This is a genomic window from Citrobacter gillenii, assembly GCF_013337685.1.
Lineage (GTDB): Bacteria > Pseudomonadota > Gammaproteobacteria > Enterobacterales > Enterobacteriaceae > Citrobacter > Citrobacter gillenii.
The window spans coordinates 114,860-137,099 of the sequence record NZ_SUQN01000005.1; the positions used below are offsets into that span (position 1 = coordinate 114,860).

Here is a 22,240-nt window from a genome sequence, read left to right on the forward strand (position 1 = left end):
AAAGGATGATATCGTGCTGATCTTAATAGGTTACCTGGTTGTTATTGGTACAGTTTTCGGCGGCTATATGATGACCGGCGGACACCTTGGGGCACTCTATCAACCGGCTGAGCTGGTGATCATTGGTGGCGCGGGTATCGGGGCATTCATTGTCGGTAATAACGGCAAAGCCATTAAGGGGACGATGAAAGCGATTCCGTTGCTCTTTCGTCGCTCAAAATACACCAAAGCCATGTATATGGATCTGCTGGCGCTGTTGTATCGCCTGATGGCCAAGTCGCGCCAGCAGGGTATGTTCTCGCTTGAGCGCGACATCGAAAACCCCAAAGAAAGTGAAATTTTTGCCAGCTACCCGCGCATTATCGCGGATGCCGTAATGCTTGATTTTATCGTCGATTATTTGCGTCTGATTATCAGCGGCAATATGAATACGTTTGAAATTGAAGCGTTGATGGACGAAGAAATTGAAACGCATGAAAGTGAGTCGGAAGTCCCAGCTAACAGCCTGGCGATGGTCGGCGACTCATTACCGGCTTTCGGTATCGTCGCGGCGGTGATGGGGGTAGTACATGCGCTGGCCTCGGCTGACCGTCCGGCGGCTGAACTGGGGGCGCTTATCGCACATGCTATGGTGGGGACCTTCCTCGGGATTTTACTGGCCTATGGTTTTATTTCACCGCTCGCCAGCGTGTTGCGTCAGAAAAGTGCCGAAACGACCAAAATGATGCAGTGCGTGAAGATCACGCTGCTGTCCAACCTGAACGGCTACGCTCCACCGATTGCCGTCGAATTTGGTCGTAAGACACTGTATTCCAGCGAACGTCCGTCGTTTATCGAACTGGAAGAACATGTTCGTGCGGTGAGAAATCCAACGGCACAGCAAACGACTGAGGAAGCATGAAAAATCAGGCCCATCCCATTATCGTCGTCAAGCGACGAAAACATAAAGGTCACGGTGGTGGGGCGCATGGTTCATGGAAAATTGCCTACGCCGACTTTATGACTGCGATGATGGCGTTCTTTCTGGTGATGTGGCTCATTTCCATCTCCAGTCCGAAAGAACTGATCCAGATTGCCGAATACTTTCGTACGCCTCTGGCCACCGCGGTAACCGGTGGAAATCGTATTTCAAACAGCCAAAGCCCGATACCTGGTGGGGGGGATGATTACACCCAACAGCAAGGGGAAGTGAACCGGCAGCCGAATATTGATGAGCTGAGAAAACGCATGGAACAAAGCCGCCTGAGCAAATTACGTGGCGACCTGGACCAGCTTATTGAGTCCGATCCGAAGCTACGCGCGCTGCGCCCGCATTTGAAAATCGACCTGGTGCAGGAAGGGCTGCGTATTCAGATTATTGATAGTCAGAACCGCCCGATGTTTAAGACCGGCAGTGCCGAGGTTGAACCTTACATGCGCGATATCCTGCGGGCGATTGCGCCGGTTTTGAATGGTATCCCCAACCGCGTTAGTTTGTCCGGTCATACGGATGATTTTCCATACGCCAACGGTGAGAAAGGCTACAGCAACTGGGAACTGTCTGCTGATCGCGCAAACGCCTCACGCCGTGAACTGGTCAGTGGTGGTCTGGACACGGGGAAAGTATTACGGGTGGTAGGTATGGCCGCCACGATGCGTCTGAGCGATCGCGGTCCTGAGGACGCCATCAACCGCCGTATAAGTCTGCTGGTGCTGAATAAGCAGGCGGAAGAGGCCATTTTGCATGAAAACGCTGAAAGCCAGAATGAGCCGGTAAGTGTCTTACAACCGCCAGCGGTCGTTCCGCCGGCAAGCGTTCCCACATCGCCACCAGCCAATCCGAGGTGATAGCGTGAGCATGGATATTAGCGATTTTTATCAGACCTTTTTTGATGAAGCTGACGAACTGTTGGCTGACATGGAGCAGCACCTGCTTGATTTGGTCCCTGAATCTCCGGATTCCGAACAACTGAATGCCATTTTTCGTGCGGCGCACTCGATTAAAGGCGGGGCGGGCACCTTCGGCTTTACTATTTTGCAGGAAACGACCCATTTAATGGAGAACCTGCTGGATGAAGCGCGGCGTGGCGAGATGCAGCTCAATGCCGACATTATCAACCTGTTTTTGGAAACAAAAGATATTATGCAAGAACAGCTCGACGCCTATAAAAGCTCAGAAGAGCCGGATGCCGCCAGCTTTGAGTATATTTGTCATGCGCTACGACAGTTAGCGCTCGAAGCAAAAGGTGAAACCGCACCCGCGGTCGTCAACACTGCAAAATTGAGTGTTGTTGACGGCACGGCGATACAGGAAGAGACGATGGCGCAGGAAACTGTTGCTGCTGAAGAGGTTAAAAAACGGATCGTTCTGTCACGTCTGAAAGCTGGAGAAGTGGATTTACTGGAAGAAGAGTTGGGGAACCTGGCGACCTTAACGGATGTGGTCAAAAGCAGCGATACGCTGTCGGCTACGATTGACGGTGACCTCGCGGAAGATGACATCATCGCGGTACTTTGTTTTGTTATCGAAGCTGACCAGATTGAGTTTACTCCCGTTGTGGCTACCCCCGTTGAGTCGGTGACCGTGATGGACGAACCGCTGCCGGTTGCCGTTGTTCCGGTGGTTAAAGCCGCCGTCAGCGAACCGCCGCAGGGGCGCGTTGAGCGTGAAAAACCCGCGCGTGCCAGTGAATCTACCAGCATCCGCGTGGCGGTTGAGAAGGTCGATCAGTTGATTAACCTGGTCGGCGAACTGGTGATCACGCAGTCGATGCTGGCCCAGCGTTCGAATGAACTGGATCCGGTAAACCATGGCGATCTCATCACCAGCATGGGTCAGTTACAACGTAACGCCCGTGATTTGCAAGAATCGGTGATGTCGATTCGTATGATGCCAATGGAGTATGTCTTCAGCCGCTTCCCGCGTCTGGTTCGTGACCTGGCGGGCAAGTTGGGCAAACAGGTTGAGCTGACGCAAATTGGTAGCTCCACCGAACTCGATAAGAGCCTGATTGAACGCATTATCGATCCGCTGACCCACCTGGTGCGTAACAGCCTGGACCACGGTATCGAATTGCCGGAAAAACGCCTTGAATCCGGGAAAAATCCAGTCGGTAACCTGACGCTGTCTGCTGAACACCAGGGCGGGAACATCTGCATCGAAGTCACCGATGATGGCGCGGGCCTCAACCGTGAGCGCATCCTGGCCAAAGCCATCTCACAGGGCATGCCGATCCATGAAAACATGAGCGATGACGAAGTCGGCATGCTGATTTTCGCGCCGGGATTCTCGACCGCCGAGCAGGTGACGGATGTCTCTGGTCGCGGTGTCGGGATGGATGTGGTGAAGCGTAACATTCAGGAAATGGGCGGGCATGTTGAGATCCAATCGAAGCAGGGCCAGGGCACAACCATCCGAATTTTGCTGCCGCTGACGCTGGCGATTCTGGACGGCATGTCCGTGCGCGTGGCAGATGAGGTGTTTATTCTGCCACTGAATGCGGTGATGGAATCGCTGCAACCCCGTGAAGAAGATCTGCACCCGCTGGCCGGGGGAGAACGCGTGCTTGAAGTGCGTGGTGAATATTTGCCGCTGGTTGAATTGTGGAAAGTCTTCGAGGTTGACGGCGCAAAAACCGAAGCAACTCAGGGCATCGTGGTGATTTTACAAAGTGCGGGACGTCGCTATGCGCTGCTGGTCGATCAGCTTATTGGCCAACACCAGGTGGTGGTGAAAAACCTGGAAAGCAATTACCGCAAAGTGCCAGGCATTTCTGCCGCAACAATCCTTGGCGACGGTAGCGTCGCGCTGATTGTCGATGTCTCTGCATTGCAGGGGTTAAACCGCGAACAACGTGTGGCGATCACCGCCGCCTGATTGATTGAGTGAGAAAGGGAATAATATGACCGGTATGAGTAATGTAACTAAACTGGCCGGCGAACCGTCAGGTCAGGAATTCCTCGTGTTTACGCTAGGGGATGAAGAGTACGGTATCGATATTCTGAAAGTGCAGGAAATTCGTGGTTATGATCAGGTCACGCGTATCGCTAATACACCGTCTTTTATTAAAGGGGTGACCAACCTGCGCGGTGTGATTGTGCCTATCGTTGACCTGCGCGTGAAGTTCAGCCAGAGCGACGTTGACTATAACGAGAACACCGTGGTGATTGTGCTGAATCTGGGTCAACGCGTGGTGGGGATCGTGGTGGATGGTGTGTCGGATGTGTTGTCGCTGACGACCGATCAGATTCGCCCGGCACCAGAATTTGCGGTTACGCTGTCAACGGAATACCTGACAGGGCTGGGCGCACTGGGCGATCGAATGCTGATTTTGGTTAATATCGAGAAGTTGCTGAACAGCGATGAAATGGCATTGCTGGATATTGCTGCAAGTCACGTCGCCTAACCGCCTCCGGCCTACAACGATCGTCGTTGTAGGCCGGATATGCATATCGCCATCCGGCTCCCTCAACTGCTACGCTTCCTGCTCAACCAGTTCAGGTTCTTCTTCCAGTAACCCTTCATTCCGCGCAAGCATTGCGGTGGCAATCCCGTTGCCTAACACGTTAATCGCCGAGCGCCCCATATCGAGGAAGTGGTCGATACCCATCAGTAACAGAATGCCTGCAACCGGAATATTAAAACTGGGAATTGTTGCTGCCAGCACCACCAACGCCGAACGCGGCACGCCGGCAATCCCTTTTGAGGCTAACATCAGCGTTAGCATCAGCACGGTGATTTCGGCGAAAGAAAGGTGAATATTATAGGCCTGTGCAATAAACATTGATGCAAAGGAGCAGTACACCATTGAGCCGACCAGGTTAAACGAGTAGCCGATCGGCAGCACGAATGACACGATGTTGCGTGAGCAGCCAAATTTCGTCAGTTGCTCAAGCGTTTTGGGATACGCGGCTTCAGAGCTACTGGTGGTGAAGGCCACCAGCACTGGATCTTTCAGCATGCTGACCAGACGAAATACCTCTTTTTTCAACACCACGTAGCCGACCGCGAGCAGCACCAGGCAGGTCAGCACAATCGCCAGGTAATAGCCGCCGATGAACGAGGCATAGTTGAGCAGAATTCCCAGCCCTTGGGTGGCGATGACGGAGGAGATGGCGGCAAAAATTGCCAGCGGAGCCACGTACATTACATACCCGGTTACCTTCAACATAATGTGGGAAACCACATCCAGTGCGGCAACCAGCGGCGCGTTAAATTTCTCACCGAGTGAGGCCCCGCCAATACCGAAGAACATCGAGAACACCACGATTTGCAGGATCTCATTATTGGCCATGGCTTCGGCAATGCTGGTCGGGATCGTGTGAGTGAGAAAACCTTTCAGGCTCATGCCGCTAACGGCGAGGCCTGTATCGGTAGCTTCCAGTGGAATGGCCAGGTTCAGCCCGCTCCCCGGTTGTTCAAGGGAGACGACAAAAAGGCCCACCAAAATAGACAGCACGGAGGAACTGATAAACCAGAGCATGGCTTTGCCCCCAACGCGACCAATGGTGGATGTCTCTCCCAGTCGCATAATGCCGACGGTTAGCGTACTGAAGACTAACGGCGCAATGACCATTTTAATGAGCCGCAAGAAAATGTCGGTGAGCAGCGTAATATTATCAGCCCAGGCGGTTACTACGCCCGGTGAGGCCCAGGAGTGGATCACCGCGCCTGACAGGATGCCCGCCAGCATAAAGACCACGATGAACAACGTGAGTTTGTTTGCATTTGCCACTAAAAATCCCTCTGTGATGATGTAATAGTTATTCCCCTGCTACACATTTTTTGTACTTATTAAGTGGTAGCAAAGCATTCATCATATAAATCAAAGTCAGGATCGGTACAACTTTTTTTAATTTTTTATCCATTTTGTTGTGGTGTTTGAGCATCTGCGTTTTCACGCCTCTTTTTCCTGCAGGATTTCCTTTTTGCAAACGTAAAGTTATTCGGGCGGGTGCCGATAATGTTGATAACTCGTTTTCAGGAAGGTGCCTTATGTTTAACCGTATCCGCGTTGTCACAATGCTGATGATGGTGCTGGGGGTTTTCGCACTGCTACAGCTTGTTTCCGGTGGTCTGTTGTTTTCCTCATTGCAGCAGAATCAGCAAAGTTTTGTTATTTCTAACGATTTACGTCAGCAGCAAAGTGAACTCACCTCAACATGGGACTTAATGCTGCAAACGCGCATTAACCTGAGCCGATCCTCTGCGCGCATGATGATGGATGCTTCTAACCAACAGAGCAGTGCGAAGAACGATCTGTTGAAGAATGCGAAAGGTACGTTGACGCAGGCAGAAACGCATTACGCAAAATTCAAAAGCATCACGCCATTACCAGAGATGGCAGAAGCCAGCGGTAACGTTGATGAGAAATATCAGCAGTATCACGCAGCATTAACGGAGCTGGTGCAGTTTCTCGAAACCGGCAACATGGATGGTTTTTTTGCTCAGCCGACCCAGGGCATGCAAAATGCCCTGGGTGAGGCGCTCGGGAAATATGCCAGCGTCAGTGAAAAACTCTATCTGCAGGCGTTTGATGAAAGCGCGCGGGATTACCAGTTTGCCCAATGGCAGCTCGGCGTTCTGGCCGTGGTGCTGGTGCTGATCCTGGTGGTGGTGTGGTACGGCATCCGTCATACCTTGCTTAACCCTCTGGCCCGCGTTATTGCCCATATTCGCGAAATAGCCAGCGGCAACTTAACCACGTCATTGACCGTTAGCGGGCGCAATGAAATTGGTGAGTTGGCCAGCACGGTTGATCATATGCAGCGATCGCTTATTGAAACGGTGACCCTGGTGCGGGAAGGTTCCGATGCGATCTATTCCGGCACCAGCGAAATTGCCAGCGGTAATACCGACCTTTCGTCGCGCACCGAGCAGCAGGCTTCTGCGTTGGAAGAGACGGCGGCCAGCATGGAACAACTAACGGCGACGGTGAAGCAAAATGCGGACAACGCGCGTCAGGCTTCGCAACTGGCGAAAAGCGCTTCCGATACCGCACAGCATGGCGGCAAGGTAGTCGATGGCGTGGTAAACACCATGCACGAAATCGCTGATAGCTCGAAGAAAATTGCTGACATCATCAGCGTAATCGACGGTATTGCCTTCCAGACCAATATTCTTGCGCTGAACGCGGCGGTTGAGGCCGCACGCGCCGGTGAACAGGGCCGTGGTTTCGCCGTGGTGGCGGGAGAAGTGCGTAATTTGGCAAGCCGCAGCGCTCAGGCGGCGAAAGAGATCAAAGCCCTGATCGAAGACTCCGTTTCTCGGGTCGATACCGGCTCGGTATTGGTAGAGAGTGCCGGGGAAACCATGAATGACATCGTCAATGCGGTAACCCGTGTCACCGACATCATGGGAGAAATCGCCTCAGCGTCTGACGAACAAAGCCGTGGTATCGACCAGGTTGCGCTCGCCGTATCCGAGATGGATCGTGTGACGCAGCAGAACGCCTCGCTGGTGCAGGAGTCGGCTGCTGCTGCTGCTGCACTCGAAGAACAGGCCAGCCGTCTGACCCAGTCGGTATCGGCTTTCCGCCTGGCTGCACGCCCACTGTCGGCTAAATCTCGCGATGTACGGCCATCTTCAACAGCGGCCCCTGCGTCATACCCGCGCCAGCAAAGTACTGAACCCGACAGCAATTGGGAAACATTTTAACCGGGAGCTAACACCGGATAGTAAGTCGAGCAGGCAGAGACTCTTTCTGCCTGCATCGTGTTTTTAAGCATGAAGAGCAAACCGTAACACAACACGAATTGGCGCAGCGCAGGCTGTGCCCGTTGTATCCTGAATGTGATTGAGAAGGCGCTATGACATCATCTCTGCCCTCCGGGCAAACGTCATTATTGTTACAGATGACACAGCGCCTCGCGCTGTCTGACGCGCATTTTCGTCGGATATGTCAATTAATCTACCAGCGCGCGGGTATCGTGCTGGCCGACCACAAGCGGGACATGGTGTATAACCGCCTGGTGCGTCGCTTGCGTACCCTGGAGTTGGACGACTTTGGTCGCTATCTCAGCATGCTGGAAGCCAACCAGAACAGCGCTGAGTGGCAGGCGTTTATTAACTCCCTGACCACCAACCTGACCGCTTTTTTCCGCGAAGGACATCATTTTCCGGTGCTGACTGACCACGCGCGTCGATGCAGCGGCGAATACCGTGTCTGGAGCGCCGCGGCCTCTACCGGTGAAGAACCCTACAGTATCGCGATCACGCTGGCAGATACGTTGGGTATGGCACCTGGACGCTGGCGCGTTTTTGCCAGCGATATTGATACCGAAGTGCTGGAAAAAGCCAGAAACGGCATTTACCGCCTCGATGAACTGAAAACGTTGTCGCCACAACAGTTACAGCGTTATTTCATGCGTGGTACCGGACCGCATGAAGGACTGGTGCGTGTGCGTCAGGAACTGGCGAGCCATGTTGAATTCTCCAGCGTGAATTTACTGGATAAAAAATACAACGTGCCCGGTCCGTTCGATGCCATATTTTGTCGTAACGTCATGATCTATTTTGATAAAACGACGCAGCAGGACATTTTGCACCGTTTTGTTCCACTCCTGAAGCCGGATGGGCTGTTGTTTGCCGGTCACTCAGAAAACTTTAGCAACCTCGTGCGCGAGTTTAGCCTGCGCGGACAAACGGTGTATGCGCATGCGCCGGGTAAGGATAAATCATGAGTAAAATCAGGGTTTTGTCGGTAGATGATTCCGCATTGATGCGTCAAATCATGACTGAAATTATTAACAGCCACAGCGATATGGAGATGGTCGCGACGGCACCCGATCCGCTAGTTGCGCGGGATTTGATCAAAAAATTTAATCCTGATGTCCTGACGCTGGATGTGGAAATGCCGCGTATGGACGGCCTCGATTTTCTTGAGAAGTTGATGCGATTACGTCCGATGCCGGTGGTGATGGTCTCTTCTCTGACCGGAAAAGGCTCTGAAGTCACGCTGCGGGCGCTGGAGTTGGGGGCGATTGATTTCGTCACCAAACCGCAACTGGGGATCCGCGAAGGGATGCTGGCCTACAGCGAGATGATTGCCGAGAAAGTGCGTACGGCATCCCGCGCGCGTCTGGCGGCGCATAAACCAATTGCCGCGCCGAAGACGCTGAAAGCGGTGCCGTTGCTCAGTTCTGAAAAACTGATCGCCATTGGCGCGTCGACCGGGGGAACGGAGGCGATACGCCATGTGCTACAGCCGCTACCGCTTTCCAGTCCGGCGGTCATCATCACCCAACATATGCCTCCAGGTTTTACTCGCTCATTTGCCGAGCGCCTAAACAAACTGTGTCAGATCAGCGTGAAAGAGGCGGAAGACGGCGAACGTGTATTGCCGGGACATGCGTATATCGCCCCTGGTGACAAACATATGGAGTTGGCTCGCAGCGGGGCGAACTATGTGATCAAAATTCATGATGGGCCGCCGGTTAACCGGCATCGGCCTTCTGTGGATGTGCTGTTTCATTCGGTGGCAAAACAGGCGGGGCGCAACGCCGTGGGCGTGATCCTCACGGGCATGGGCAACGATGGTGCCGCCGGAATGTTAGCGATGCACCAGGCAGGCGCCTGGACCATTGCGCAAAACGAAGCAAGTTGTGTGGTGTTCGGCATGCCGCGCGAGGCCATCAATATGGGTGGTGTAAGCGAAGTGGTCGATCTTAGCCAGGTAAGCCAGCAGATGCTGGCGAAAATCAGTGCCGGACAGGCAATACGTATTTAATGAGGAGCAGTATTTTATGGCGGATAAAGAGCTGAGATTTCTGGTTGTGGATGACTTTTCCACCATGCGTCGCATCGTGCGCAACCTGTTAAAGGAGCTGGGATTCAACAATGTTGAAGAAGCCGAAGACGGTGTGGATGCCCTGAATAAGCTGCAGGCAGGGGGATTTGGTTTTGTCATTTCTGACTGGAACATGCCAAACATGGACGGACTGGAATTGCTGAAAACCATTCGTGCCGACGGCGGTATGTCTACTCTGCCGGTGCTGATGGTGACCGCGGAGGCGAAGAAAGAGAACATTATTGCCGCAGCGCAAGCCGGTGCAAGTGGTTACGTGGTGAAGCCTTTCACGGCGGCGACGCTGGAAGAGAAACTCAATAAAATCTTTGAGAAACTGGGCATGTGAGGGTGTGATGATGATGATGCAACCACAAATTAAACCTGTTGATGAACATTCAGCAGGGGATATCATCGCGCGCATCGGTAGTCTGACCCGAATGCTGCGCGACAGCCTGCGTGAACTGGGGCTGGATCAGGCCATTGCTGAAGCGGCGGAAGCGATCCCGGATGCGCGCGATCGTCTGGATTACGTTGTGCAGATGACCGCACAGGCAGCAGAGCGTGCGCTGAACAGCGTAGAAGCCTCGCAGCCACACCAGGACGCAATGGAAAAAGGGGCCAAAACCCTGAGTAAACGCTGGGACGAATGGTTTGAGAATCCGATTGAACTGTCTGATGCCCGTGAACTGGTGACCGACACCCGTCAGTTCCTCGGTGATGTCCCTGGACACACCAGTTTTACCAATGCTCAGCTGCTCGACATTATGATGGCGCAGGATTTCCAGGACCTTACCGGCCAGGTTATCAAGCGCATGATGGACGTTATTCAGGAAATTGAGCGCCAGCTGTTAATGGTGCTGCTGGAGAACATCCCTGAGCAGGGCGCCCGTCCAAAACGTGAAAACGAAAGTTTGCTGAACGGCCCGCAGGTTGACACCTCGAAAGCCGGCGTTGTGGCAAGTCAGGATCAGGTTGACGACCTGCTGGACAGTCTCGGGTTCTGATTCGTGCAGGCCGGATGTAGGGGCAACCGCTTCTCTTCCGGTCTGCATACTCTCTACCGTCTGTAGGGGTTAACGTCATAAACCCCGTCTTTTTTACCGCTTACTCTCGCCATTGCTGTGTCGCTGTTCTGGCATCATTCTCGCCTGTGTCTCTATCCAGGGTCTGATGCGTGGCAGAAGAAAGCGACGACGACAAAACAGAAGCCCCCACACCCCACCGACTTGAAAAAGCGCGGGAAGATGGGCAGATCCCCCGTTCCAAAGAGCTGACCTCACTGCTTATTTTGCTGGTGGGCGTGTGCATTATCTGGATCGGCGGGGAGTCGCTGGCCCGCAGATTGGCGGGTATGCTGTCGGCCGGGCTGCGTTTTGACCACAGTATGGTCAACGACCCTAATCTGATCCTCAGCCAAATCATTCTGCTGATTAAAGACGCCATGATTGCGCTGTTACCGCTGATTACTGGCGTGGTGCTGGTGGCATTGATCTCGCCGGTGATGTTGGGCGGTTTGATCTTCAGCGGTAAATCGCTGCAACCCAAATTTTCGAAGCTGAATCCGCTGCCGGGTATCAAGCGCATGTTTTCTGCGCAAACCGGTGCTGAACTGCTGAAAGCCATCCTGAAATCTACGCTGGTTGGCAGCGTGGCTGGATTCTATCTCTGGCACAAGTGGCCGGAGATGATGCGGTTGATGGCCGAATCGCCGATTACCGCAATGGGTAATGCCCTTGATTTAGTTGGCATGTGTGCGCTGCTGGTGGTGCTCGGGGTGATCCCGATGGTGGGGTTTGACGTTTTTTTCCAAATTTACAGCCATGTGAAAAAGCTGCGCATGTCACGCCAGGATATTCGCGATGAATATAAACAAAGCGAAGGTGACCCGCACGTTAAAGGCAAAATTCGCCAGATGCAGCGTGCGGTAGCGCAGCGACGCATGATGGCGGATGTGCCGAAAGCCGACGTCATTGTGACTAACCCCACACACTATTCGGTCGCCTTGCAATATGACGAAAACAAAATGAGTGCGCCACGCGTCGTCGCCAAAGGGGCGGGGCTGGTCGCGTTGCGTATTCGCGAAATTGGCGCGGAACATCGAGTCCCAACCTTAGAAGCACCACCGCTGGCCCGTGCGTTATATCGCCATGCTGAGATTGGTCAGCAAATACCCGGCCAGCTGTATGCTGCCGTCGCAGAAGTGCTGGCGTGGGTATGGCAATTAAAACGCTGGCGTCTGGCGGGCGGCAAGCCGCCACCGCAACCTGGAAACCTTCCGGTGCCTGAAGCACTGGATTTTATGAACGAGAAGAATACTGATGGCTAATCTGGTCGCGATGCTGCGCCTGCCCGGCAACCTGAAATCCACACAATGGCAGATTCTTGCCGGGCCGATCCTCATCCTGCTTATCTTGTCGATGATGGTGCTGCCGCTGCCAGCGTTCATCCTTGATTTACTGTTTACCTTTAATATTGCGTTGTCGATCATGGTGTTGCTGGTGGCGATGTTCACCCAGCGCACGCTCGAGTTCGCTGCCTTCCCGACCATTTTGCTGTTCACCACATTATTACGCCTGGCGCTGAACGTTGCCTCGACGCGTATTATTTTGATGGAAGGGCATACCGGTTCGGCGGCGGCGGGGAAGGTGGTTGAAGCGTTTGGTCACTTCCTGGTGGGCGGTAACTTTGCCATCGGTATCGTGGTTTTTGTCATTCTTGTCATTATCAACTTTATGGTTATCACCAAAGGTGCCGGTCGTATTGCCGAAGTTGGCGCACGCTTTGTGCTGGACGGTATGCCCGGTAAACAGATGGCGATTGACGCCGATCTCAATGCCGGACTGATTGGGGAAGATGAAGCCAAAAAACGTCGTTCAGAAGTGACCCAGGAAGCTGATTTTTACGGCTCTATGGACGGTGCGAGTAAATTCGTTCGCGGGGACGCCGTTGCCGGTATTCTGATCATGGTGATTAACGTGGTCGGCGGCCTGCTGGTAGGCGTATTACAACACGGTATGAGTATGGGCAGTGCGGCTGAAAGCTACACCTTGCTGACCATCGGTGACGGTCTGGTCGCCCAAATCCCGGCGCTGGTTATCTCCACCGCGGCGGGCGTTATCGTGACGCGCGTCAGTACCGATCAGGATGTCGGCGAACAGATGGTCACTCAGCTGTTCAGTAACCCCAGCGTGATGGTGCTCAGTGCGGCGGTGCTCGGTTTACTGGGCCTGGTACCAGGCATGCCAAACCTGGTATTTCTGATGTTTACCGCAGCGCTATTGGGGTTGGCCTGGTGGCTGCGCGGTCGCGAGACAAAAGCCCCTGCGGAACCTCAGACGATCAAAATGCCGGAAAATAATGCGGTGGTGGAAGCGACCTGGAACGATGTCCAACTGGAAGACTCGCTGGGAATGGAAGTGGGGTATCGCCTGATCCCAATGGTGGATTTTCAGCAAGATGGCGAGTTGCTGGGACGAATTCGCAGTATTCGTAAGAAATTTGCCCAGGATATGGGCTTCCTGCCGCCGGTGGTGCACATCCGCGACAATATGGATCTGCAGCCTGCGCGCTATCGCATCCTGATGAAAGGGGTAGAAATTGGCAGCGGGGATGCCTATCCGGGACGCTGGCTGGCCATCAACCCTGGTACGGCAGCGGGATCGCTGCCGGGTGAGAAAACGGTTGATCCGGCTTTTGGTCTGGACGCTATCTGGATTGAAAGTGCGCTAAAAGAACAGGCGCAAATCCAGGGCTTCACGGTGGTGGAAGCCAGTACCGTCGTCGCCACGCATCTGAATCACCTGATTGGCCAGTTTGCCGCCGAACTGTTTGGACGTCAGGAGGCGCAACAATTGCTGGACCGCGTGTCGCAGGAAATGCCGAAACTGACTGAGGATCTGGTGCCTGGCGTGGTGACGCTGACCACGCTACATAAAGTGTTGCAGAATTTATTGGATGAAAAAGTGCCGATTCGCGATATGCGCACCATCCTCGAAACGCTGGCTGAACATGCGCCGCTGCAAAACGATCCGCATGAACTCACCGCCGTGGTCCGCGTGGCGTTGGGAAGGGCGATTACCCAGCAATGGTTCCCGGGGAACGACGAAGTTCAGGTTATTGGCCTGGATACGCCGCTTGAGCGCTTGCTGCTGCAGGCCTTACAAGGGGGCGGCGGCCTGGAGCCGGGGCTGGCAGACCGACTGTTGGCGCAAACTCAGGAAGCGTTATCGCGCCAGGAAATGTTGGGCGCGCCGCCGGTGCTGTTGGTTAATCATGCATTGAGGCCTCTGCTGGCGCGTTTTTTACGCCGCAGCATACCGCAGCTGGTGGTGTTGTCGAACATGGAGCTTTCCGATAACCGCCATATCCGCATGACCGCGACCATCGGAGGTAAATAATGCGTAAGTTTCTGTGGCTGTTATTGTTTCCTCTGGCAGTGCAGGCCGCCGGAGAAGGCGCCTGGCAGGCTAGTGGCATGGGCATTACGTTAAATCACCGCGGGCAGTCTGCCTCGTCTGCGCCTTTGGTTCCCGGCCAGCCCGTCTCGGGGTTGATGACGCTGGTAGCCTGGCGCTATGAGCTGAATGGCCCTACGCCTGCGGGGCTGCGGGTACGTTTATGTTCGCAGTCGCGCTGCGTTGAGCTGGACGGGCAAAGCGGCACCACTCACGGATTTAATAACGTACCTGCCGTGGAGCCGATGCATTTTGTCTGGGAGGTGCCCGGCGGCGGTCGCCTGATCCCGGCCTTACAGGTGCAAAGTAATCAGGTCATCGTCAACTACCGTTAATTCTCTCTTCTTCATCGCAGCTGGCAGATGAAACTGCTGGCTGTCTCGCACTTTTTGACCCGCCACTTTGATTTAAAAGAAACGCTGTTTTATAAAATAGGTGACTTACGTTGCCGGACTCTTTGTGCTGTTGCCATTTCGCGATTATCCCTGGCAGAAATAAAAAGGTTTCCCTTGCGGTTAACTTTTACTGTGGCCGTGTAAGGACGTCCTGCATCGAAGTGAGGATTGCGGGGCCTCCCAATAATGTGCAGGGGTAACGGCAATGAGAACACGTAAAATTGGGTTGGTAAATTATTTTGCCTATGGGGCAGGTGACTTTTTAGGCGCAGGGACCACGGCGCTGACCGCCGCATGGTTGCTCTATTTCTACACCACTTTTTGTGGCCTGACGCCTATTGAGGCGACGTTTATTTTTGCAACGGCCAGGGTGCTGGATGCGGTGGTTAGCCCATTAATGGGCTTTTTAACGGATAATTTTGGATCGACCTGGCTTGGTAAACGCTTTGGCCGACGTAAGTTTTTTATTCTGCTGGGGATTCCCTGTGTCTTTAGCTACTCCCTGATGTGGGTCGGCGACATGGGATTCTGGTACTACCTGCTGACCTACCTGGTGTTTGATGTGGTTTACACCATGATTCTGGTGCCCTATGAAACGCTGGTACCGGAAATGACCGATGATTTTAAACAGAAAACCAAGTTTTCTGGCGCGCGTATTTCTATGGCCCAGATGTCAGCCATACTGGCCTCGTTCTTACCTGGCGTACTGTTGACGCTGTTTGGTAAACACAATCCTGTTTCATTTTTCTATGCCAGCCTGGTGTTTTCGGTGCTGTGCGCGCTGATGCTGACCTTTGTGTGGTTTTTTACCTGGGAACGCCCGCGTGAAGAATGGAGCGAAGCGGCACTTCGCGCTGAAGAAGAGAAGAAAAGCCTGACCTTTCGTCAGAGCATGAGTCGTCTTTTCACTGAGCTAAGTTCGACGATGCGCATCCGCATTTTCCGTCAACATTTGGGCATGTATCTTGGTGGTTATATCGCGCAGGACGTGTTCAACGCGGTCTTTACCTACTATGTGGTGTTTGTGTTGATGCAGGAAGCCTCTATGGCGTCGAACCTGCTGGGCACCATGGCTATCTTCCAGTTTATTGCGGTTATCGCCATGATCCCGCTGTGCATTCGCTTTGGACCGGCCCCGTCTTACCGGATGGTGGTGGTGCTGTTTGGCCTGAGTTCTCTCTCTTATGCGGTGTTGTATTACGCCGGGCTGAGTGATGTGTACGCCTTATTGCTGCTGGTTTCCGCCGTTGCGGGCCTGGGACGTGGTGGCATCAATTATGTTCCGTGGAATACCTACACCTATATCGCCGATGTCGACGAGGTGATCACAGGCCAGCGTCGGGAAGGGATCTTTGCCGGCATCATGACCTTAACGCGCAAAGCCTCGCAGGCGGGGGCCGTCATGCTGGTCGGCATTGTTATGCAGTTATCGGGTTTTGTCTCCGGGCAGAGTGAACAACCTGCTGCGGTCAGCCATACCATTCTGTTCATTCTGAGTTGCGGTACGTTGATTGTACTGGCGTTGGGATTCCTGGTGTCTCTACGTTTCAAACTGAATCTGCAAACACATAGTACCTTGCGTGAAGAGACTGCAAAAATGCGTGAGTCAGGTCGCCCCATGCCAGAAGGGCTTACTCCTGAAGGACGTGCAACGGTAGAGATGCTGTCAGGCATGCCGTATGAATCACTTTGGGGTAACAACAATATTGGTTACCTGAATCGTAATAAACCTGCTGCGCCATCACTGCAACATGGCTCAGCATTGAATTCGACATTGCACAGAGGTTAAGTAAATGATTGTTTATCCGGTTAAACACAGCCCGTTGTTACGTCAACCTGAACATTTTATTGCCAGAGATGAGTTAAAAACGCTTATCAAGAAGGTGACGCATAATCTGGTCAATATTCATGATGAGAGCGGTGAGTTCTTGCTGCGACTGGATGACGGACGCGTTATTGACACCAAAGGGTGGGCTGGATGGGAGTGGACGCACGGCGTCGGCCTGTACGGGATGTACCAGTATTACCAGCAAACCGGTGATGAAACGATGCGCGATATCATCGATGGCTGGTTTGCCGACCGCTTTGCGGAAGGCGCGACGACTAAAAACGTCAATACCATGGCGCCGTTTCTGACGCTGGCGTATCGCTATGAAGAAACGCGCAATCCGGCGTATCTGCCGTGGCTTGATTCCTGGGCTGAGTGGGCGATGCACGACATGCCGCGTACCGATTTTGGTGGTATGCAGCACATCACGCTGGCGGAAGAGAATCATCAGCAGATGTGGGACGACACGTTGATGATGACGGTGTTACCGCTGGCGAAGATTGGCAAACTGCTCAACCGCCCCGAGTACGTTGAAGAGGCGACGTATCAGTTCCTGTTACATGTGCAAAACCTGATGGATAAAGAAACCGGTCTGTGGTTCCACGGCTGGAGCTATGAGGGAAATCATAACTTTGCCAACGCCCGCTGGGCGCGCGGTAACAGCTGGCTAACTATTGTTATTCCGGAGTTCCTCGAACTGGTCGATTTACCGGAGAATAATGCCGTTCGTCGCTATCTGGTACAGGTACTGAATGCGCAAATTGCGGCCCTGGCGAAGTGTCAGGATGAGAGTGGTCTGTGGCACACGTTGCTGGACGATCCGCATTCTTACCTTGAAGCGTCAGCCACCGCCGGATTTGCTTATGGGATTTTGAAAGCGGTGCGTAAGCGTTATGTCGGGCAGGAATATGCGGCGGTAGCAGAACTCGCCATCAAAGGCATTGTGCAGCATATCTCACCAGAAGGGGAGCTGCTGCAAACCTCATTTGGTACCGGAATGGGGCACAATCTCGAGTTCTATCGCAACATTCCGCTGACCTCCATGCCTTACGGCCAGGCGATGGCGATGCTGTGTCTCACCGAATACTTGCGTAAGTATTTTTAATATCGGTGTCCGACGGCGCTGTCGCTGTCGGCGCTGTTTGTTGAGTTACCTCTGTTTGTGCGGTGTTGTCCTGCGGCACAAACAGATGATCCATAATTTGTCGCATAACCGGCGCGGCGGTAATGCCGTCGCTGCCGCCGTTTTCCAGAATCAACGCCACGGCGACTTTCGGGTTTTTGTAGGGTGCAAATGCGGTGTAGAACACGTGGTCACGCAGGCGGATGGGGATCATCTTCGCATTGTAAGTCTGGTTTTCTTTCAGGCTGAAAACCTGTGAGGTTCCGCTTTTCGCCGCAATTCCGTAAGGTGCAGTATGGAAAAATTTATAACCTGTCCCGTTCGGCGCATTGGCCATGCCAAACATCGCCTCGCGTACCAGTCCCCAATAGGGCGAGGAGGGAGAGGCAATCTGTGACGGTACCGTGGCGGCATGATAAGGCGTAACAGATTTACCACTCTCTTCAGCCTGCAACAGGTGAGGGGCAATCACTTTCCCGTTGTTAATCAGTGCCACCATTGCTTTCACCATCTGGATTGGCGTGGCAATCCAGTATCCCTGACCGATACCAACCGAAATGGTGTCTCCCTGATACCAGGCTTTTTTATGCACCCGTTGTTTCCAGTCGCGGCTCGGTAACAGCCCGTTGTACTCTTCATCAAGATCAATGCCGGTGGGTTTACCGTAACCAAACTGGCTAAGCATGCTATTGATTCGGTCAATGCCCATCATATACGCCACCTGATAGAAGAACGTATCAGCGGACTCTTCAATTGCTTTGGTCACGTCCAACATGCCATGACCGGTTTTTTTCCAGTCGCGATAATGTCGCTCAGTGCCGGGCAATGTCCATGTTGGCGCGCCAAAGAAGCTGGTCTGCGGGGTGATAACGCCATTGAGCAATGCTGACATCGCCATGTACGGCTTGACCGTGGAGGCGGGAGGGTACAAACCTTGCGTGACGCGGTTAATCAACGGCAGGTCTTTATCCTGTAGCAGCGTGTTGTAGTCCTGGTAGCTGATACCTTTGACGAACGGATTCGGATCATAGCTGGGGTTAGAGACCATCGCCAGCACCGAGCCATCGTGCGGATCTTCAACCAGTACTGCGGCGCGCTGACCGACCAGCAGGCTCTCTATATATTCCTGTAAGTGTAAATCCAGCGTCAGGTGGATGTCCTTTCCGGCAACAGGCGGTACATCTTTTATCAGGCGTACGATGCGTCCGTGGTTATCGACTTCGACTTCTTGATAACCCGTTTTGCCGTGCAGATCGTTTTCGTAATAGTGTTCGATCCCCTGCTTGCCAATGTTGTGATCGGCGGCGTAGTTTTCTGCCAGCCCCTTTTTATCCAACGCTTTCAGGTCGCTGTCATTGATTTTAGAGACATAGCCGAGCACATGCGCCAACTCTGCGCCATACGGATATTGGCGATCTTCATAGCTATTGATGGTGACGCCGCTGAAATGAAACTGATTAACCGAGAAACGGGCGATCTCCACGTCGGTCAGCGCATTTTTGAGCACCACCGGGCGATAGCGACTACTGGATTTCAGATCGTGGCGAAACTGGTCAATCTCATCAGGGGTCAGGTCAACAATAGGCGTTAGCTGCTTTAGCAAGGCATCCATATCGTTGATTTTATAAGGAGTGACGGAAATATCGTACCAGGTGACGTTGCGCACCAGCGGGATACCGTTGCGATCGTAAATGATGCCGCGCGTTGGGGCAACTGGCAGCATTTTGATGTCATTGGCATTTGAGCGGGTGGTGTAATACTGATGCTCGCGAATTTGTAAGTTGTAGAGGTTATAAATCAGGATGCCAAAACAGATGACCACCAGGCCAAAGGCCACTATTACCCGTCGCTGAAAGAGTTTCTCTTCCGCCTCAAAATCTCTGAATGTCATGGACCCACACCTGATTAATTCGCCGCCTAATGATACGGAGGTGTAAATGGGATAACAGGTAAAAGATGTTCCATCCCTCTACGGAAATGTGTCATTCCTTGTGAGTTGTAACAAATTACAGTGAACGTAGCCGTTTCTCGTAGGCCTGATGCCGCTTCGCTTATCAGACCTACGGGGGCGATCATTCGGGAAAATAAAAAAGCCCGCGACATAGCGCGGGCTTTCACATCACTCGTGGTGATTACATACGTTCTACGGTTTCGATACCCAGCGTATCCAGACCCAGCTTCAGCGTTTTCGCCGTCAACTGTGCCAGCTTCAGGCGGCTGTTACGAATCTCTTCGCTCTCGGCGCTGAGGATTGGGCAATGTTCGTAGAAACCAGAGAACAAACCGGCAAGATCGTATAGATAGGCGCACATCACGTGCGGTGTACCTTCACGTGCAACGACGGTGAGCGTTTCTTCAAACTGCAGCAGACGCGCCGCCAGTTGGGCTTCACGATCTTCACTGATGATGACCTTCGCGCTGGCCAGCGCACTTTCGTCGATATCTGCCTTACGGAACACGGACAGTACGCGGGTGTAGGCATACTGCATGTACGGTGCGGTATTGCCTTCGAAGGCCAGCATATTATCCCAGTCGAAGATGTAATCCGTGGTACGGTTTTTCGACAGATCTGCATACTTCACGGCGCCGATACCGACCGCATTCGCCAGTTTTTCCAGCTCGTCGGCAGGCATGTCCGGGTTCTTCTCTGCCACCAGACGACGTGCACGCTCCAGCGCTTCATCCAACAGATCGGCCAGTTTAACTGTGCCACCCGCGCGGGTCTTGAACGGTTTACCGTCTTTGCCGAGCATCATGCCGAACATGTGGTGTTCCAGTGGTACGGAATCCGGCACGTAACCGGCTTTACGCACGATGGTCCATGCCTGCATTAAATGCTGATGCTGGCGGGAGTCGATGTAATACAGCACGCGATCGGCATGCAGTGTTTCGTAACGGTACTTGGCGCAGGCGATATCAGTGGTAGTGTACAGATAACCACCATCTTTCTTCTGGATGATAACGCCCATCGGTTCGCCTTCCTTGTTTTTATACTCATCAAGGAATACGACAGTCGCGCCTTCGCTTTCAACGGCCAGGCCTTTGGCTTTGAGATCCGCAACAATGCCTGGCAGCATCGGGTTGTACAGGCTTTCACCCATCACGTCGTCGCGGGTCAGCGTCACGTTCAGACGATCGTAGGTTAACTGGTTCTGCGACATGGTAATGTCGACCAGTTTGCGCCACATTTCGCGGAAGTAAGCATCACCACCCTGCAACTTCACCACGTAGCTACGTGCGCGCTCGGCGAATTCTTCATCTTCGTCGTAATGTTTTTTCGCGTCACGATAGAAACCTTCAAGGTCAGCCAGCGCCATTTCACCCGCGTTTTCCTGCTGCTGCTTTTCCAGCCACGCGATGAGCATACCGAACTGGGTTCCCCAGTCGCCAACGTGGTTTGCGCGGATGACTTTATGGCCGAGAAACTCCAGCGTACGGACAGCCGCATCACCGATGATGGTGGAACGCAGGTGGCCTACGTGCATCTCTTTCGCCACGTTTGGCGCAGAGTAGTCAACAACAACGGTTTGCTTTTCTGGCTGTGCAACGCCCAGACGATCGGAGGCCAGCGCCTGCTGCACGTGCTGCGCCAGGAATGCCGGATCGAGGAAAATATTGATAAAGCCCGGGCCCGCAATTTCAACCTTGCTGGCAATCCCGTTGAGATCCAGATGAGTCAGCACCTGCTCTGCCAGTTGTCGCGGCGCCATACCCAGTTTTTTAGCGACTGCCATCATGCCATTAGCCTGATAATCGCCGAACTGTACTTTTGCTGACTGACGAACCTGAGGTTCGCAATCTGCAGGCGCACCTGCAGCAATCATGGCCTGACGGACTTTTTCTGAGAGAAGAGCCTGAATATTCACCGGAATACCTTACATTTATGAAGCGCTTTACTATACACCGCGCCAGATTAAGAATTTAGGCCGGGAGTATACTGCAAATGCCCGTTGCCGTCAGCATTGTGCGTGCCGCGCGCGGCCTAAAATAGACGCAGTGCAATGACGCATAATCACTCATTTTGTCCCTGAAAAAATCAGCGGTTGGATGGTACTGCGCAACAGAGTAAATTAGCGGCTTTGAACATGGATATGAGCTTTCAATATGGCGAACTGGCAAACCGTTGCAGAACTGCATGATATTTCCGCAGATTTAGGGCATTTCACTCAGGCGTTAACTGAACTTTCCACCCGTCTGGGTTTGAATATTGCTCCGCTTGAAGCCGATCACATCTCTCTGCGCTGTCATCAAAACACCACCGCAGAGCGCTGGCGTCGCGGGTTTGAACAGTGCGGCCGACTGTTGTCGGAAAATATCATCAATGGCAGACCGATTTGCCTGTTCAAACTGGATGAGCCGGTGTGCGTGGCGCACTGGCAGTTTTCTATTGTGGAGTTGCCGTGGCCGGGTGAAAAACGCTACCCACATGAGGGTTGGGAGCATATTGAGATTGTTCTGCCGGGCGAGCCGGAAACGTTGAATGCGCGAGCGCTGGCGTTGCTTTCTGATGAAGGATTGAGTCAGCCGGGTATCTTTGTGAAAACCAGTTCACCACAAGGCGAGCGTGAGCGGTTACCGAACCCGACGCTGGCGGTCAGCGACGGCAGCGTGACTATCAAGTTTCATCCATGGTCAATTGAAACGATTGTGGCAAGCGAGCAACAGGAGTAACC

At 53.3% G+C, this 22,240-nt stretch carries 18 protein-coding genes; 15 read left to right on the plus strand and 3 right to left on the minus strand.

Going from position 1 to position 22,240, the window contains the following annotated elements; all coding sequences use genetic code 11:
• Positions 1-13 precede the first annotated feature (13 nt).
• Genes motA through cheW form a run of 4 tightly spaced genes read left to right on the plus strand, consistent with a single transcriptional unit; the run spans position 14 to position 4,385 of the window.
• A complete protein-coding gene (gene motA / locus FCH32_RS12715) occupies positions 14-901 on the plus strand; it encodes a flagellar motor stator protein MotA (protein ID WP_096757462.1) in 888 nt (295 codons plus the stop codon).
• Positions 898-1,827 carry a flagellar motor protein MotB gene (gene motB, locus FCH32_RS12720; RefSeq protein WP_115258793.1) on the plus strand — a complete coding sequence of 310 codons (930 nt, stop codon included), beginning with the start codon at positions 898-900 and terminating at the stop codon, positions 1,825-1,827. The genes motA and motB overlap by 4 nt, the downstream gene beginning before the upstream one ends.
• A gap of 4 nt (positions 1,828-1,831) precedes the next feature.
• Positions 1,832-3,856 carry a chemotaxis protein CheA gene (gene cheA / locus FCH32_RS12725; RefSeq protein WP_174361002.1) on the plus strand — a complete coding sequence of 675 codons (2,025 nt, stop codon included), beginning with the start codon at positions 1,832-1,834 and terminating at the stop codon, positions 3,854-3,856.
• Between the two features lie 25 nt (positions 3,857-3,881).
• Complete coding sequence (cheW, locus tag FCH32_RS12730) at positions 3,882-4,385, plus strand: chemotaxis protein CheW (RefSeq protein ID WP_115258791.1); 504 nt, start codon at positions 3,882-3,884, stop codon at positions 4,383-4,385.
• Positions 4,386-4,454: 69 nt separating this feature from the next.
• Here the strand turns inward: cheW and FCH32_RS12735 are convergent, their stop codons facing one another.
• Positions 4,455-5,714, minus strand: a complete 1,260-nt coding sequence (locus tag FCH32_RS12735) for a dicarboxylate/amino acid:cation symporter (RefSeq protein WP_115258790.1) — start codon at positions 5,712-5,714, stop codon at positions 4,455-4,457.
• A gap of 260 nt (positions 5,715-5,974) precedes the next feature.
• On the opposite strand from FCH32_RS12735, the gene tar reads away from it, so the two are divergent.
• The 10 genes from tar (at position 5,975) to bglB (ending at position 17,549) form a co-directional block, all read left to right on the plus strand.
• On the plus strand, positions 5,975-7,636 hold the full coding sequence (gene tar / locus FCH32_RS12740; protein ID WP_115258789.1) for a methyl-accepting chemotaxis protein II: 1,662 nt from the start codon (positions 5,975-5,977) through the stop codon (positions 7,634-7,636).
• A 152-nt stretch (positions 7,637-7,788) separates the two neighbouring features.
• Positions 7,789-8,661 (plus strand): protein-glutamate O-methyltransferase CheR, encoded by an 873-nt coding sequence (gene cheR, locus FCH32_RS12745; RefSeq protein ID WP_117341923.1) that lies wholly within the window; start codon positions 7,789-7,791, stop codon positions 8,659-8,661.
• Positions 8,658-9,707 carry a protein-glutamate methylesterase/protein glutamine deamidase gene (cheB, locus tag FCH32_RS12750; protein ID WP_115258787.1) on the plus strand — a complete coding sequence of 350 codons (1,050 nt, stop codon included), beginning with the start codon at positions 8,658-8,660 and terminating at the stop codon, positions 9,705-9,707. The genes cheR and cheB overlap by 4 nt, the downstream gene beginning before the upstream one ends.
• 16 nt (positions 9,708-9,723) lie before the next feature.
• The gene (cheY, locus tag FCH32_RS12755) at positions 9,724-10,113 is read left to right on the plus strand and encodes a chemotaxis response regulator CheY (RefSeq protein WP_174361003.1); all 390 of its coding nucleotides are present in this window, start codon (positions 9,724-9,726) and stop codon (positions 10,111-10,113) included.
• A 13-nt stretch (positions 10,114-10,126) separates the two neighbouring features.
• Positions 10,127-10,771, plus strand: a complete 645-nt coding sequence (gene cheZ, locus FCH32_RS12760) for a protein phosphatase CheZ (protein WP_096759429.1) — start codon at positions 10,127-10,129, stop codon at positions 10,769-10,771.
• Positions 10,772-10,941: 170 nt separating this feature from the next.
• A complete protein-coding gene (gene flhB, locus FCH32_RS12765; RefSeq protein ID WP_115258786.1) occupies positions 10,942-12,093 on the plus strand; it encodes a flagellar biosynthesis protein FlhB in 1,152 nt (383 codons plus the stop codon).
• On the plus strand, positions 12,086-14,164 hold the full coding sequence (gene flhA, locus FCH32_RS12770; protein ID WP_137362884.1) for a flagellar biosynthesis protein FlhA: 2,079 nt from the start codon (positions 12,086-12,088) through the stop codon (positions 14,162-14,164). The genes flhB and flhA overlap by 8 nt, the downstream gene beginning before the upstream one ends.
• Positions 14,164-14,556: a flagellar protein FlhE gene (gene flhE, locus FCH32_RS12775; RefSeq protein WP_115258784.1), complete on the plus strand. Its 393-nt coding sequence runs from the start codon at positions 14,164-14,166 to the stop codon at positions 14,554-14,556. The genes flhA and flhE overlap by 1 nt, the downstream gene beginning before the upstream one ends.
• Positions 14,557-14,821: 265 nt before the next feature.
• Positions 14,822-16,405 carry an MFS transporter gene (locus FCH32_RS12780; RefSeq protein ID WP_174361004.1) on the plus strand — a complete coding sequence of 528 codons (1,584 nt, stop codon included), beginning with the start codon at positions 14,822-14,824 and terminating at the stop codon, positions 16,403-16,405.
• Between the two features lie 4 nt (positions 16,406-16,409).
• Positions 16,410-17,549 carry a beta-galactosidase BglB gene (gene bglB, locus FCH32_RS12785; RefSeq protein ID WP_117341926.1) on the plus strand — a complete coding sequence of 380 codons (1,140 nt, stop codon included), beginning with the start codon at positions 16,410-16,412 and terminating at the stop codon, positions 17,547-17,549.
• Here bglB and mrdA read toward each other — a convergent pair.
• Positions 17,521-19,458 (minus strand): penicillin-binding protein 2, encoded by a 1,938-nt coding sequence (gene mrdA / locus FCH32_RS12790; RefSeq protein WP_115258782.1) that lies wholly within the window; start codon positions 19,456-19,458, stop codon positions 17,521-17,523. The genes bglB and mrdA overlap by 29 nt on opposite strands.
• Positions 19,459-19,699: 241 nt before the next feature.
• Complete coding sequence (gene argS / locus FCH32_RS12795) at positions 19,700-21,433, minus strand: arginine--tRNA ligase (RefSeq protein ID WP_115258780.1); 1,734 nt, start codon at positions 21,431-21,433, stop codon at positions 19,700-19,702.
• Between the two features lie 238 nt (positions 21,434-21,671).
• On the opposite strand from argS, the gene FCH32_RS12800 reads away from it, so the two are divergent.
• A complete protein-coding gene (locus FCH32_RS12800; protein ID WP_115258779.1) occupies positions 21,672-22,238 on the plus strand; it encodes a VOC family protein in 567 nt (188 codons plus the stop codon).
• The last annotated feature ends 2 nt before the right edge of the window (positions 22,239-22,240 follow it).

Bases quoted from the DNA above. Each gene is read 5' to 3' on its own strand.
- FCH32_RS12800 (WP_115258779.1), top strand. From the start codon at position 21,672: ATGGCGAACTGGCAAACCGTTGCAGAACTGCATGATATTTCCGCAGAT.
- flhA (WP_137362884.1), top strand. From the start codon at position 12,086: ATGGCTAATCTGGTCGCGATGCTGCGCCTGCCCGGCAACCTGAAATCC.
- flhE (WP_115258784.1), top strand. From the start codon at position 14,164: ATGCGTAAGTTTCTGTGGCTGTTATTGTTTCCTCTGGCAGTGCAGGCC.
- cheB (WP_115258787.1), top strand. From the start codon at position 8,658: ATGAGTAAAATCAGGGTTTTGTCGGTAGATGATTCCGCATTGATGCGT.
- motB (WP_115258793.1), top strand. From the start codon at position 898: ATGAAAAATCAGGCCCATCCCATTATCGTCGTCAAGCGACGAAAACAT.
- cheY (WP_174361003.1), top strand. From the start codon at position 9,724: ATGGCGGATAAAGAGCTGAGATTTCTGGTTGTGGATGACTTTTCCACC.
- cheZ (WP_096759429.1), top strand. From the start codon at position 10,127: ATGATGCAACCACAAATTAAACCTGTTGATGAACATTCAGCAGGGGAT.
- mrdA (WP_115258782.1), bottom strand. From the start codon at position 19,458: ATGACATTCAGAGATTTTGAGGCGGAAGAGAAACTCTTTCAGCGACGG.
- cheR (WP_117341923.1), top strand. From the start codon at position 7,789: ATGACATCATCTCTGCCCTCCGGGCAAACGTCATTATTGTTACAGATG.
- bglB (WP_117341926.1), top strand. From the start codon at position 16,410: ATGATTGTTTATCCGGTTAAACACAGCCCGTTGTTACGTCAACCTGAA.
- FCH32_RS12780 (WP_174361004.1), top strand. From the start codon at position 14,822: ATGAGAACACGTAAAATTGGGTTGGTAAATTATTTTGCCTATGGGGCA.
- cheW (WP_115258791.1), top strand. From the start codon at position 3,882: ATGACCGGTATGAGTAATGTAACTAAACTGGCCGGCGAACCGTCAGGT.
- tar (WP_115258789.1), top strand. From the start codon at position 5,975: ATGTTTAACCGTATCCGCGTTGTCACAATGCTGATGATGGTGCTGGGG.